We start from the raw sequence: 13360 nt of genomic DNA on the forward strand, positions 1-13360 counted from the left end.
AACAACGGCAGAGCTGTCAATTTCCCTACCGAAGTCCAGGTCGCGAAGCTAGAAGTAACCACCCTCCGCCTCGCGCCACATGTCGTATCCCTCCAGTTCCTCCGCGGTCACCGAGGACGGCTGGACGAATCGCGCTTCCCAGCCGGAAAAGGACGCCGTGGAGATCGGCAGGTGGCCCATGCCCATCGGGACGTCGTCCGGTCGGTCCACGCCGGCCATGTACAGGGTGGATTCGTCGATGCTCGCGGGAGGTTGCGGGTATACGTTGCTGTAGACACGGACATGCACGCCATGCGCGTCCACCTTGAGGATCTTGAGCGGCACGAACCTGCCGTTCTCCTGCTCGGTGACATACAGGCCGCCCTCCTGCCACTGGCCAGCGTCGGCAGGCGAAGCCGCCACGGGTTTTCCGAACAGGCGTGCACGCAATCTTTCGAGCATATGGTGTCCTTTGGTCCTGGGTTGCATCGCTCCGCACGTCGGGTTCGGCGTGGTCGCGGTCCGTGGTGGAGCGAACGGCGCCAACAAGCCGGTTCCACAAGAACGGCAGGCTGCACCCGGCGCGAAAACGGCTGCCGGGGACGCAATCGGCAGCGGCGATCTGCAGCGCACGCACAGGAATTCGCTGGCCGGGTTCCTGTCGCCGGCGCGGACATATCGCACGCCGCGCTCATCGAACTCCACCAACCACCAATTCCGATCGTGATCGTACTGGGCGGTTCCGTGGCCCTCGAGATCTTCGTCATCGTCCGACGCATCGACGGCAATGAGCGGCATGCCTTCTTCAAGCACCAGACCGGCATTCGCCAGGTCGCGCAGCGAGCCGAACGTGTCCAGCACGACGGCGGTTCTTTCCCGATTCTTGACGCCGCGAACGAGTCCGTTGAAATCGGCATAGATGCGAGTCGTGGACATACTTGCCTGCCAAATACGCGTTGGACCGCGTCGGTGCGGCTGCTGCCATCGTCGCCTCGCGGCAGCTGGCGCGTCAATGCAGCCATTCGCGACGGAGAAACGCACCTGGTCCGTGCTGCACCAAACGAAAACCGCTTGCCCATTGACGCGTTGTAGGGGTGTGGCGGCACGATGTCTTGGGTGAACGGTGTCGCAGCTTCGCCATCGAGCCTTAGCGATAGGCGGCGACCGATGCATCGCCATCGATTGCATGGCCGCCCCAGGCGCGCACGAACCGGAACAGGCGCAGACGCCGGGCCCAGCACCGCAACTCGGCTTCCGGGTGATCTTCGAACGACCAGCGCGACCAGGCAGCCAGCGACTGCGACGACCGTGCCAGCATTGGTATCAGGGACGAAAAATCAGGATGTGGCTAATACAAGAGATCGACGTAATAGATTTTCTTCGCGCCAAAGGCGCCGCACCCCTGGGTCGAGGTGTACTGAAGCGCCACGGTTGTCCTGGAACTCGCCGCCGAGAGGATCGCCGAATATTTCTCCTTGGCCAGCTGGTCGTTTGAAAAATCCAAGACCCATCTGCCATCGGATGCGCACTCGTTGTTCGAAGGTTGGTTTTCGATCCACACCGATGCGTAACTGCCTTCGATGACCACGCGCGCGATCTTTCCTTGCTGAGTGGTGTCAGCGAAGGCAAAACCGGAGACAAGAAGCAATAGCAGGCCAACTGCAGATTTCATTCAATCCCCCTGTTCGACTAAAAAAGAATGAGCCGGCTGAATTCTTGGCATCCAGGGCCAGAAGAAAGCCCGAGGTCCCGATGCGTGCACATGCATCCCCCATGTGGGGCCTTGCCCCGAAGGCAACGATCCACATGCGCCACAGCCGGAAGCAGACTGTGGCGCACATGACCAGCAAATGACGACTCAGCCCCGCGCGTCGTCGTGTTCCGTATGGTACCGCACCGCCTCGGCCACTTCGTTCTTCGAACCCAGGAACACCGGCACGCGCTGGTGCAGCTGCTCCGGTTGCAGGCCGAGGATGCGCTCGCGGCCGGTGCTGGCGGCGCCGCCGGCCTGTTCGACCAGCAGGCCCATCGGGTTGGCTTCGTACATCAGGCGCAGCTTGCCGGGCTTGCCGGGGTCCTTCTTGTCCCACGGGTAGATGAAGATGCCGCCGCGGGTGAGGATACGGTGCACGTCGGCGACCATGCTGGCGATCCAGCGCATGTTGAAGTTCTTGCCGCGCGCGCCTTCGCTGCCGGCCAGCAGGTCGGCCACGTAGTGCTGCATCGGCGCTTCCCAGTGGCGCTGGTTGGACATGTTGATCGCGAACTCGGCGGTGTCCTCGGGGATGCGCATGTCGGCCTGGGTCAGCAGGAAGCTGCCTTCCTCGCGTTCCAGGGTGAATGCGTGGGTGCCGTGGCCCAGGGTCAGCACCAGCATGGTGCTGGGGCCGTAGATGCAGTAGCCGGCGGCGACCTGGGCGGTGCCCGGCTGCAGGAAGTGTTCGTCGCCGGGCTTGTCGGTGCCGGGCGGGGCGCGCAGCACCGAGAAGATGGTGCCGACGGAGACGTTGACGTCGATGTTGGAGCTGCCGTCCAGCGGATCGAACAGCAGCAGGAAATCGCCGCTGGGATACTTGTCGGGCACCGGCTGGCTGTGGTCCATCTCCTCCGACGCGCATGCGGCCAAGTGGCCGCCCCAGGCATTGGCTTCGAGCAGGATGTCGTTGCTGAGCACGTCCAGCTTCTTCTGCGCCTCGCCCTGCACGTTGCCGGTGCCGGCATCGCCGAGCACGCCGCCCAGGGCGCCCTTGCTGACCGCGATGGAGATGCGCTTGCAGGCGCGCGAGACGATGGTGATGAGCTGGCGCAGCTCCGGGCCGATGCGGCCGGCGTGCTGTTCTTCGATCAGGAAGCGGGTCAGCGAGGTTCGCGACATGGGCGCAGGCAGCCTTTCGTGGGGGAAGGCGCCTATTGTCGCGGCTGTTGCATGAGATTTCGATTAGCGGGCGCGAATGGCGTCGCATCCAAGGGGAACGATGGAAGGTTGGTGCCCTGCAGTGGGCCATGAGCGGGGCTGAAGCCCGTGCGACAACGGCCGGACGATGGCGAGCTGAGACGTGCGCACAAAAAAGCCGGAAGCGCGTGCGCTTCCGGCTTCGTGTTGCGACGCCGACGCGAGCGATCAGCCCTTGTGCACGGCCGCCACGGCCTGGGTCACGTAGTCCAGGTTGTTCTGGCTCAGCGCGGCCACGCAGATGCGGCCGGTGCCGACGGCGTAGATGCCGAACTCCTCGCGCAGCCGGTCCACCTGCGCCTTGCTCAGGCCCGAGTAGGAGAACATGCCGGCCTGCTGCTGGATGAAGCCGAACTCCGGCGCGCCGAGGGCGGCCAGCTTCTGCACCATGCCGGCGCGCAGCGCGTGGATGCGTTCGCGCATCTCGGTCAGTTCCTGCTCCCACATCGCGCGCAGCTCGGGGCTGTTGAGCACGCCGGCCACCAGCGCGGCGCCGTGCGTGGACGGGCTGGAGTAGATGGTGCGGATGATGCGCTTGACCTGCGACTGCACCGCCTTGCTCTCGGCCGCGGTGGCCGAGACCACCGACAGCGCGCCCACGCGCTCGCCGTACAGCGAGAACGACTTGGAGTACGAGCTGGCGACCACGTAGCTGTCCACGCCGGCCTCGGCCAGCAGGCGCACCGCGTAGGCGTCTTCGTCGATGCCCTTGTCGAAGCCCTGGTAGGCGATGTCGACGAACGGGAACAGCTGGCGTTCCTTCAGCAGCGCGGCGACGGTGCGCCACTGTTCCTGGGTCAGGTCGGCGCCGGTCGGGTTGTGGCAGCAGGCGTGCAGCAGCACCACGGTGCCCGGCGCGAGCTTGTTCAGGTCGGCGAGCATGCCGTCGAAGTTCAGGCCGTGCGTGGCCGCGTCGAAGTAGGTGTAGTCGACCACGTCGAAGCCGGCGGCGGAGAACACCGCGCGGTGGTTTTCCCAGCTCGGGTTGCTGATGGCGATGGTCGAGGTGGACAGCAGCTTCTTCAACAGGTCCGCGCCCACGCGCAGCGCGCCGCTGCCGCCGATAGTCTGCGAGGTGGCGACGCGGCCGGCCGCCAGCAGCGGCGACTCGGCGCCGAACAGCAGCTTCTGCGTGGCCAGGTCGTAGGCCGGCAGGCCGTCGATCGGCAGGTAGCCGCGCGGTTTGGCGTCCTGCGCCAGCTGCTGTTCGATCTGCTGGACGGCGCGCAGCAGCGGGATGCGGCCGCTCTCGTCGTAATAGATGCCCACGCCCAGGTTGACCTTGGTCGGGCGGGAATCGGCGTTGTAGGCCTCGGTCAGGCCCAGGATCGGGTCGCCTGGGACCTGTTCCACGTTTGCAAAGAAGGACACGGCGGTACTCGTTCGGTGGCGAAGGGTGGGGGCCGGGAGGGACCGGAGCCGGCGCGGTCAAACGCCCCATCCTAGCAAACGCAGGCCTTGCGTGGCGGGGCTTTGCGCCGTGCGGGGTGCGGCCGGGCGGCGCATGCGCGATGATGCGCGGATGCCCCGTCCCCATCCCCTCGTTGTGCTCTGCGGCCTCTGCGCCGCGGGGCTGTCGCCCGTCGTCTGCGCCGCCGATGCCGATCCCGCCACCCTGCCGGTCGTGCAGGTCCAGGCCGCGCGGGTCGGCGGCGTGGACGATTTCGACCTGCCGGCCTCGCTGACCACGATCAGGCTGGGCGACAGCAACCGCACCGGGGTGCAGGTCTCCGAGGCCTTGTCCGGCGTGCCCGGGCTGCTGGCACGCGACCGCCAGAACTACGCGCAGGACACCCAATTGTCGATCCGCGGCTTCGGCGCGCGCTCGGCGTTCGGCGTGCGCGGCGTGCGCCTGCTGCTGGACGGCATCCCGGCGACGATGCCGGACGGCCAGGGCCAGCTGTCGCACTTCAACCTGCTCGGTGCCGAGCGCATCGAGGTGCTGCGCGGCCCGTTCTCGGCGCTGTACGGCAACTCCTCCGGCGGCGTGGTGCAGCTGTGGAGCGCCGACGGCGCGCCCGACGACCCGTGGCGGCTGCGCACCACCGCCGGCAGCAACGGCACCTACAGCGCCGGGGCGCAACTGCAGGGCCAGCAAGGCGCCGTGCACTACAACGTGGCCGCCACCCACTTCCGCACCGACGGCTACCGCGACCACAGCCAGGCGCGGCGCGAGTCGGTCAACGCCAAGCTCGGCTTCGACCTGGCCCCGGGCCGGCGCCTGGATCTGGTGCTGAACTACCTGGACGCGCCGTGGGCGCAGGATCCGCTGGGCCTGACCCGCGCCCAGTTCCATGCCGATCCGCAGCAGGCCACCGCCGTGGCGACCCAGTTCGACACGCGCAAGTCCACGCGCCAGGCGCAGGCCGGGGCGATCTTCACCCAGCAGCTGGACCAGCAGACCTGGCGGCTGATGGGCTATGCCGGGCGCCGCGACGTGCAGCAGTACCTGGCGGTGCCGGTGGCGGTGCAGGCCAATCCGCTGCACGCCGGCGGGCTGATCGACCTGGACGGCGACTACGGCGGCGTCGATGCGCGCTGGGCCTGGCAGGGCGAGCTCGGCGGGCGCCCGTTCCAGTTCACCGTCGGCGCCAATGCCGACCGCCAGAAGCAGCACCGCACCGGCTACGAGAACTTCGTCGGCAGCACGCTGGGGGTGAAGGGGCGGCTGCGCCGCGACCAGGAGGACCAGGTGCAGAACGTGGACCAGTTCGCCCAGGCCTGGTGGCAGTTCAGCGAACGCTGGTCGCTGCTGGCCGGGCTGCGCCACAGCCAGGTGCGGTTCCGTTCCGACGACGCCTACATCGTCGGCCGCAATCCGGACGACAGCGGCAGCACCGATTATTCGGCGACCACGCCGGTGGCCGGGGTAGTGTTCCGCGCCAGCGACGACCTGCGCTTCTACGCGTCGGCCGGGCGCGGTTTCGAGACCCCGACCTTCAACGAACTGGGCTACCGCAACGACGGCGGCGCCGGCCTGGCGCTGGACCTGTCCGCGGCCAGGAGCGAGAACCTGGAACTGGGCGCGAAATGGCGCGACCAGGCCGGCGCGGCCTGGGAAGCGGCGCTGTTCCGCGCCAATACCGACGACGAGCTGGCGGTGGCCAGCAACACCAACGGCCGCAGCACCTACCGCAACATCGGCCGCACCCGCCGCCAGGGCGCCGAGGCCAGCTACCTGCTGCCGCTCGGGGAGACCGCGCAGCTGCAGCTGTCCTATACCTGGCTGCAGGCGACCGTGCGCCAGGCCTACCTGACCTGCGCCAGCAGCGGCTGCGCCACGCCCACCGCGCGGGTGGCGGCCGGGTCGCGTCTGCCCGGCGTGCCGCGCCAGCAGTTCTTCGCGCGCTGGCAGTGGCAGCCGCGCGCCTGGCAGTTCGCGGTCGAAGCCGTGGCCGCCGGCGACACCGTGGCGAACGACCTGGCCACCGAGACCGCGCCGGGCTACGCGCTGCTGAACCTGGAGGCCTCGCGCCGCTGGAGCACCGCGCACGGTGCGCTGCGCACCTTCGCGCGCATCGACAATGCGCTCGACCACGCCTACATCGGCTCGGTCATCGTCAACGACGCCAATGGCCGTTACTACGAGCCGGGACCGGACCGCGGCTATACGGTCGGACTGCAATGGGATTTCGCGCATTGAGCGTGGCTGTCGAAGCAATGCAGCCTCCTTCTCCCATCGGGACCACGGCCCCCTTTTCGGGGGACGGTGCCACGCAGGAGCGGATGCGGGTACCGGCGAAGCCTCGTGCAACCGAACGTCGCAAGAGCCTGGCTTCGTAACCCCTTCGCTTTTGGAGACGCGCATGAAGACTGCATTGCTGCTGGTGCTTGCCGCCTTCGCACCGGCCACCGCGCTGGCCGCCTCCGTCACCGGCACGCTGGTCGATGGCGGCGGCGTCGACGACATGCGCATCGTCGTGCGCGCCGCCAACGGCCAGGACGTGGACGCCTATTGCGCGACCCGCTGCGGCGACTGGTTCGCCGCCGAGCCGGAAAGCGACGTGTTCGTGCTGAAGAAGGCGGTCAAGGGAAAGCGGGTCGCGCTGGAGTACGCCACCGAAGCCAACGGCGACCGCATCGCCGGTCCTGGCCCGGACGAGCGGCTGCTGTTCGTGAAGAGCGTTCGCATCGTTCCCTGAGGTCGCATTCGGGCGACGCTGCGCGTTGCGGACGGCAATGGCGCACAGCCGATCCAGAGAGTGCGATCGCGGCATGCCTGCGCGTAAGCGCGAGCCGCGCCCCATGCGGCGCATGGCGCATCCTGTTTTCACAAACCGCCGCTAGCGACGCTTAGACGGGAGCACCGATCGAACGGCGGCCGAGGTGCGGACCGCGGCATGCGTCCACAGCCCGCGTGCCGCGTGCAGTGCCGCCACGACCGGTGCCGCCGCATGGATGGTCCATGCGGGCGCCGAGGTCGTGGAGGCGTTGCCGTGGAAGACAAGCTCGACCGGTTGCTGGCCGACATCGCCCGCCTCAAGCAGAAGCTGGAGGCGGACAAGACCCTGGCCGAGCGCGTGTTCTGGATCATGGAGAAGATGCTGGCACCGCTGGCGATGGCGGTGCTGGCCTTCTACGGCAATGCCGCCGCCGACAAGATTTCCGCAGGCCAGCTGGCGCTGGCCAGGCTCAGCGTGGAGGACAAGAAGAGCGAGTTCGCGCGTACCCTGCAGAGCAGGTACGTGGAGTTGTTCTACGCCGACATCACCTCGGGCGACCCCGGCCGGCAAGGCAATGCGCTGGGCCTGCTGCGGCTGATGGATCCGGGTTTGGCGATGCAGCTGGCGGCGTTCGTCGCGGCCAATCCCGCCGCGTCGCCGGCGATCAAGACCCAGGCCGAAGCCACCCGCCAGCAGATCCAGCGCGACAGCGCGCACGCCGCGTTGGCGCCGAAAGCGCATGCTCCGCCGCCGCCGCGATAGCGGCGCCGTCGTCGCGCCGGGCAATGCCGGTGGCGGCGCTCAGCGCGTGCCCGGCCCGAGCCGGCGGTACAGCGTGCTGCGGCTGATGCCGAGCTGGCGCGCGGCGCGGGCGACGTTGCCGCCGCAGGCCTCCAGCGCCTGGCGCATCGCCGCCAGGGCGAGACTGTCCAGGTCGGTCGCGGGCGGCGAGGCGCTCGCCGGCGGTTCGCCCGGCGATGCGCCCTGCCCTGGCCCGGCCGCGCCGCCGGCCGCGGACAGGCCGCGCCGCGCACCCGGCAGATAGGCCGGCAACGCATCGGCGTCGACCACGGCGCCGGCATCGCTCAGCGCGACCAGCGTGCGCAGGCAGGCCACCAACTGGCGCAGGTTGCCCGGCCAGGGATAGGCGCTCAGCGTGGCCAGCGCCGCGTCGGTCAGGCGCCGGCCCTGCCCCACCCGCGCCCACAGCTCCTGCACCAGTGCGCGCCGATCCGGATGCGCGCGCAGCGCCGGGATCTGCACGCTGTGGTGGGCGATGCGGTAGTACAGGTCGGGACGGAAGCGGCGCTCGGCCATCGCCTCGTCCAGGTCGCGATGGGTGGCGCAGACCAGCGCGAAGTCCAGCTTCACCGGCTTGCCGCCGCCCAGCGGCAGCAGCTCGCGCTCCTGCAGCACGCGCAGCAGGCGCGGCTGCAGGGCCAGCGGCATGTCGCCGATCTCGTCCAGGAACAGCACGCCGCCGTCGGCCTGGCGCAGCAGGCCGGGACTGCCGTGCTTGCGCGCGCCGGTGAAGGCGCCGTCCTCGTAGCCAAACAGTTCCGCCTCGATCAGGCCTTCCGGCAGTGCCGCGCAATTCACCGCGACGAACGGCTTGCCGGCGCGCGCGCTGCGCCGATGCAGCTCGCGCGCGAACACTTCCTTGCCGGTTCCGGTCTCGCCCTGCACCAGCACCGGCAGCTGCGCATCCAGCACGCGCCGTGCGCGCTCCAGCGCCAGCTCCTGCGCGGCATCGAACAGCGGCGCATCGGCAGGCGGATGCGCGCGCACCGCGGCGGACACGGTGATCGGCGGTTGCTGCGAACGCCGCCGCGGCTGTGCGTCGCCGGCGCTGTCGACGCGGCCGTGCAGGGCGCGGCCCTGCAGGTCGAACACGCTGCCCTGCTGGCGCAGCCGCGACAGCGGCTCTTCGAACAGGGCGTCGTAAGGCGCGCGGCCGAGCTCGTGCCGCTCCAGCCCGAACAGGCGCAGGCCGGCCTGATTGGCCGCCACCAGCCTGCCGTTGCGGAACGCGAGCAGGCCTTCGCGCGCGGTGCCGAGCAGCGCCGGATCGTGATGCACGCGCAGCAGTTCGCAGCCGGCGATGCCGTCGTCGAAATAGCGGTGCTCGATGCTGGCCACCGCCATCCGCGCCAGGCCCAGCGCGTGCATGTGCTGCACGCTGGCGTCGCCGGAAATGTCGAGCACGCCGGCGAGCTGGCCGTAGGGGTCGAAGATCGGCACCGCGGCGCAGCTGAGGATCTGGTGCGGCGCGAAGTAATGCTCGCCGCCGCGCACCTCCACCGAGCGGCTCTCGACGATGGCGGTGCCGATCGCGTTGGTGCCGACCTGGGTCTCGCTCCAGCACGCGCCCGGCATCAGCGCCACGCGCCCGGCCTTGTCGAGGAAGCGCGGGCTGCCTTCGGCGTCGAGGATCCAGCCGGCCTCGTCGGTCAGCAGCACGATGCTGCCGGTGGCGGCGGCATCGCCGGCCAGGCCTTCCAGTTCGGCGCGGGCCAGCCGCCACAGGCGTTCGTGCGCCTCGCGCAGTTCGCGCAGGCGTGGCGCGCTGACCGGCTCGATCGGCGGCGTGCCCTGCGCGGCCAGGCCCAGGCGCTGGCAGCGCTGCCACGACTGCAGGATGGTGTCCGGTACCTGGCCGACCGGCGCGCCGCCGCGTTCGAAGAACATGCGGCGTGCGTGGCCGAGCTGGTGTTGCGATTGCGGGTGCGCCATGGCGGCTCCGCTGTCGCATATTGCGACAGGTGTTGCGACGGGTGTTCCGATAAACACCACATCCGCGGCCCGCGCGCAATCGGCAGACGTGACGCGCCGCAGCAGGAATCGGGCGGGTGCGTCGATGCGTCGCGGTGCGGCGGCATGACGCAGCGCAGCACCTGGAACTTGGCATCGCTCTTGCGGTTACCGCCTACCCGGATGCGGCATGCCGCATCCCCTTCCCACCGCCGCAGGAGACCCCGATGAACGCCGTCACCACCGCCAAGCCGCATGCCACCGATCCGCAATCCATCTTCAAGTCGCGTTACGGCAATTTCATCGGCGGCCAATGGGTGGAACCCAAGAGCGGACGCTATTTCGACAACAGCACGCCGATCACCGGCAAGGTGTTCACCTCGGTGGCGCGCTCCGACGCGCAGGACATCGAGGCCGCGCTGGACGCGGCGCACGCGGCCAAGGACGCCTGGGGCAAGACCTCGGCCACCGAGCGCAGCAACGCGCTGCTGAAGATCGCCGACCGCATCGAGCAGAACCTGGAACTGCTGGCCTATGCCGAGACCTGGGACAACGGCAAGCCGCTGCGCGAGACGCTCAACGCCGACGTGCCGCTGTGCGCCGACCACTTCCGCTACTTCGCCGGCGCCATCCGCGCGCAGGAAGGCGGCATCTCCGAGATCGACAGCGACACCATCGCCTACCACTTCCACGAGCCGCTGGGCGTGGTCGGGCAGATCATCCCGTGGAACTTCCCGCTGCTGATGGCGTGCTGGAAGCTGGCGCCGGCGATCGCCGCCGGCAACTGCGTGGTGATGAAGCCGGCCGAGCAGACCCCGGCCTCGATCCTGGTGCTGATGGAGGTGATCGGCGACCTGCTGCCGCCGGGCGTGCTCAACGTGGTCAACGGCTTCGGCCTGGAAGCGGGCAAGCCGCTGGCCAGCAGCCCGCGCATCGCCAAGATCGCCTTCACCGGCGAGACCACCACCGGCCGGCTGATCATGCAGTACGCCAGCCAGAACCTGATCCCGGTGACGCTGGAGCTGGGCGGCAAGTCGCCGAACATCTTCTTCGCCGACGTGATGGCCGAGGACGACGATTTCCTGGACAAGGCGATCGAGGGCTTCGTGCTGTTCGCGTTCAACCAGGGCGAGGTGTGCACCTGTCCGTCGCGCGCGCTGATCCAGGAATCGATCTACGACAGGTTCATGGAGAAGGCGCTCAAGCGCGTGGCCGCGATCAAGCAGGGCAATCCGCTGGATCCCAACACCATGCTCGGCGCGCAGGCCTCCAGCGAGCAGCTGGAGAAGATCCTGTCCTACATCGACATCGGCAAGCAGGAAGGGGCCGAGGTGTTGATCGGCGGCGAGCGCAACACGCTCGACGGCGAGCTGGCCGGCGGGTTCTACGTCAAGCCGACGGTGTTCAAGGGCCACAACAAGATGCGCGTGTTCCAGGAGGAGATCTTCGGCCCGGTGGTGTCGGTGACCACGTTCAAGGACGAGGCCGAGGCGCTGGCGATCGCCAACGACACGCTGTACGGGCTGGGCGCCGGCGTGTGGAGCCGCGATGCGGCGCGGCTGTACCGCATGGGCCGCGCGATCCAGGCCGGGCGGGTGTGGACCAACTGCTACCACGCCTATCCGGCGCACGCCGCGTTCGGCGGTTACAAGCAATCGGGCATCGGCCGCGAGAACCACAAGATGATGCTCGACCACTACCAGCAGACCAAGAACCTGCTGGTCAGCTATTCGCCGAAGGCGCTGGGCTTCTTCTGAGTCCAGCCGCGGCGGCGGGGCTGCGCTCGGCGGCGGCCGCGCGCCGCGCGCGTGCTCACGGCGAACGTCGCGCTGCCGGCGCATGGTGGCGCATGGCGGTGCCGTGCGCGCCTGCCCGTCGCCGCGAGCGCGGCCTGCGCGGCCGGCCGGGCAGGCCGCGCTCGCGCCAGGGTGGCGCAGCGGACGCCACTTCCTGATTTGGATCAAAGCGCGCCACCGCCGGATCAGCGATGGTGCCGTCACCCGTTCTCCCAAGGAGTGCTGCATGAACAAGACGATGAAAGCCGCCGTGGTCCGCGCGTTCGGCCAGCCGCTGACGATCGAGGAAGTGGAGGTGCCGCGGCCGCAGGCCGGCGACATCCTGGTCAAGATCGAGGCCTGCGGCGTGTGCCACACCGACCTGCACGCGGCCGAGGGCGACTGGCCGGTGAAGCCGAACCCGCCGTTCATCCCCGGCCACGAGGGCGTGGGCCATGTGGTCGCGGTCGGCGCCGGCGTCGGCCACGTCAAGGAAGGCGACCGGGTCGGCATCCCGTGGCTGTATTCGGCCTGCGGGCATTGCGAACACTGCCTGGGCGGCTGGGAAACGCTGTGCGAGGCGCAGCAGAACTCCGGCTACTCGGTCAATGGCGGTTTCGCCGAATACGCGCTGGCCAATGCCGACTACGTCGGCCACCTGCCGAAGACCATCGGCTTCGTCGAGATCGCGCCGATCCTGTGCGCCGGCGTCACCGTGTACAAGGGCCTGAAGGTCACCGACACCAAGCCCGGCAACTGGGTGGTGATCTCCGGCATCGGCGGGCTCGGCCACATGGCCGTGCAGTACGCCAAGGCGATGGGCCTGAACGTGGCCGCGGTGGACGTGGACGACGCCAAGCTGGCGCTGGCCAGGCGCCTGGGCGCCACGGTGACGGTCAACGCGCTGACCACCGATCCGGTGGCCTACCTGAAGAAGGAGATCGGCGGCGCGCACGGCGCGCTGGTCACCGCGGTGTCGCCGAAGGCGTTCGAGCAGGCGATCGGCATGGTCCGCCGCGGCGGCACGGTGTCGCTGAACGGGCTGCCGCCGGGCCAGTTCCCGCTGGACATCTTCGGCATGGTGCTCAACGGCGTGACCGTGCGCGGCTCGATCGTCGGCACGCGCCTGGACCTGCAGGAATCGCTGGACTTCGCCGAACAGGGCAAGGTCGCCGCGACCGTGGCCACCGACACGCTGGAGAACATCAACGACGTGTTCGCGCGCATGCGCGCCGGCCAGATCGAAGGCCGCATCGTGCTGGACATGGCCGCCTGATGGACGCCGCCGCGCCCGCCTCCGGCGTGCCGCTGCAGGTACTGGCGACACTGCCGGCGCTGCAGCTGATCGACAGGTTGCGCGCGCGGCACGGGCCGCTGCTGTTCCACCAGTCCGGCGGCTGTTGCGACGGCTCCTCGCCGATGTGCTATCCGCAGGATGACTTCATCGTCGGCGACCGCGACGTGCAGCTGGGCGAGATCGGCGGCGCGCCGTTCTACATCAGCGCCTCGCAGTTCGAATACTGGAAGCACACGCAACTGATCATCGACGTGGTGCCCGGGCGCGGCGGCATGTTCTCGCTGGAGAACGGCGAGGGCGTGCGCTTCCTGGTGCGCTCGCGGCTGTTCGGCGACGAGGAGTATGCGGCGCTGCAGGCGGCGGGGAAGGTGTAGCGGGGCGCAGGGCTCCTGTAGGAGCGGCTTCAGCCGCGACAGGTTGCATGGATCGATAGGTCCTGTCG

11 protein-coding genes are annotated in these 13360 nt (G+C 69.0%); 6 read left to right on the forward strand and 5 right to left on the reverse strand.

All coding sequences use genetic code 11. The features are described from left to right. Positions 1-48: 48 nt before the first annotated feature. The 4 genes from AB3X10_RS00115 to AB3X10_RS00130 form a co-directional block, all read right to left on the reverse strand. Positions 49-915 carry a hypothetical protein gene (locus tag AB3X10_RS00115; protein ID WP_369977988.1) on the reverse strand — a complete coding sequence of 289 codons (867 nt, stop codon included), beginning with the start codon at positions 913-915 and terminating at the stop codon, positions 49-51. Positions 916-1327: 412 nt separating this feature from the next. Beyond that, on the reverse strand, positions 1328-1651 hold the full coding sequence (locus AB3X10_RS00120; RefSeq protein WP_369977990.1) for a hypothetical protein: 324 nt from the start codon (positions 1649-1651) through the stop codon (positions 1328-1330). Positions 1652-1837: 186 nt separating this feature from the next. Continuing rightward, on the reverse strand, positions 1838-2854 hold the full coding sequence (locus AB3X10_RS00125; RefSeq protein ID WP_369977992.1) for a class 1 fructose-bisphosphatase: 1017 nt from the start codon (positions 2852-2854) through the stop codon (positions 1838-1840). Between the two features lie 246 nt (positions 2855-3100). Next, on the reverse strand, positions 3101-4303 hold the full coding sequence (locus tag AB3X10_RS00130) for an aromatic amino acid transaminase (protein WP_369977994.1): 1203 nt from the start codon (positions 4301-4303) through the stop codon (positions 3101-3103). Between the two features lie 151 nt (positions 4304-4454). Here AB3X10_RS00130 and AB3X10_RS00135 point away from each other — a divergent pair, with 151 nt between their 5' ends. From AB3X10_RS00135 to AB3X10_RS00145, 3 genes are all read left to right on the forward strand, one after another. Next, positions 4455-6575, forward strand: a complete 2121-nt coding sequence (locus tag AB3X10_RS00135) for a TonB-dependent receptor family protein (RefSeq protein WP_369977996.1) — start codon at positions 4455-4457, stop codon at positions 6573-6575. Positions 6576-6738: 163 nt separating this feature from the next. Beyond that, complete coding sequence (locus AB3X10_RS00140) at positions 6739-7074, forward strand: hypothetical protein (protein WP_369977997.1); 336 nt, start codon at positions 6739-6741, stop codon at positions 7072-7074. Between the two features lie 294 nt (positions 7075-7368). Then, positions 7369-7857 carry a hypothetical protein gene (locus AB3X10_RS00145; RefSeq protein ID WP_369977999.1) on the forward strand — a complete coding sequence of 163 codons (489 nt, stop codon included), beginning with the start codon at positions 7369-7371 and terminating at the stop codon, positions 7855-7857. A gap of 39 nt (positions 7858-7896) precedes the next feature. Here AB3X10_RS00145 and AB3X10_RS00150 read toward each other — a convergent pair whose 3' ends face one another. Then, positions 7897-9828: a sigma-54-dependent Fis family transcriptional regulator gene (locus tag AB3X10_RS00150; RefSeq protein WP_369978001.1), complete on the reverse strand. Its 1932-nt coding sequence runs from the start codon at positions 9826-9828 to the stop codon at positions 7897-7899. A gap of 245 nt (positions 9829-10073) precedes the next feature. Here AB3X10_RS00150 and adh point away from each other — a divergent pair, with 245 nt between their 5' ends. The 3 genes from adh (at position 10074) to AB3X10_RS00165 (ending at position 13292) form a co-directional block, all read left to right on the forward strand. Beyond that, on the forward strand, positions 10074-11603 hold the full coding sequence (gene adh / locus AB3X10_RS00155) for an aldehyde dehydrogenase (protein WP_369978003.1): 1530 nt from the start codon (positions 10074-10076) through the stop codon (positions 11601-11603). A gap of 265 nt (positions 11604-11868) precedes the next feature. Further along, a complete protein-coding gene (gene adhP / locus AB3X10_RS00160) occupies positions 11869-12897 on the forward strand; it encodes an alcohol dehydrogenase AdhP (RefSeq protein ID WP_369978005.1) in 1029 nt (342 codons plus the stop codon). Beyond that, entirely contained in the window at positions 12897-13292 is a 396-nt protein-coding gene (locus AB3X10_RS00165; protein WP_369978007.1) for a DUF779 domain-containing protein, read from the forward strand. Before adhP ends, AB3X10_RS00165 begins: the two co-directional genes overlap by 1 nt. Positions 13293-13360 lie beyond the last annotated feature (68 nt).

Origin of the sequence: Xanthomonas sp. DAR 80977 (assembly GCF_041240605.1) — a bacterium.
In the GTDB taxonomy this organism is placed as follows: domain Bacteria; phylum Pseudomonadota; class Gammaproteobacteria; order Xanthomonadales; family Xanthomonadaceae; genus Xanthomonas_A; species Xanthomonas_A bundabergensis.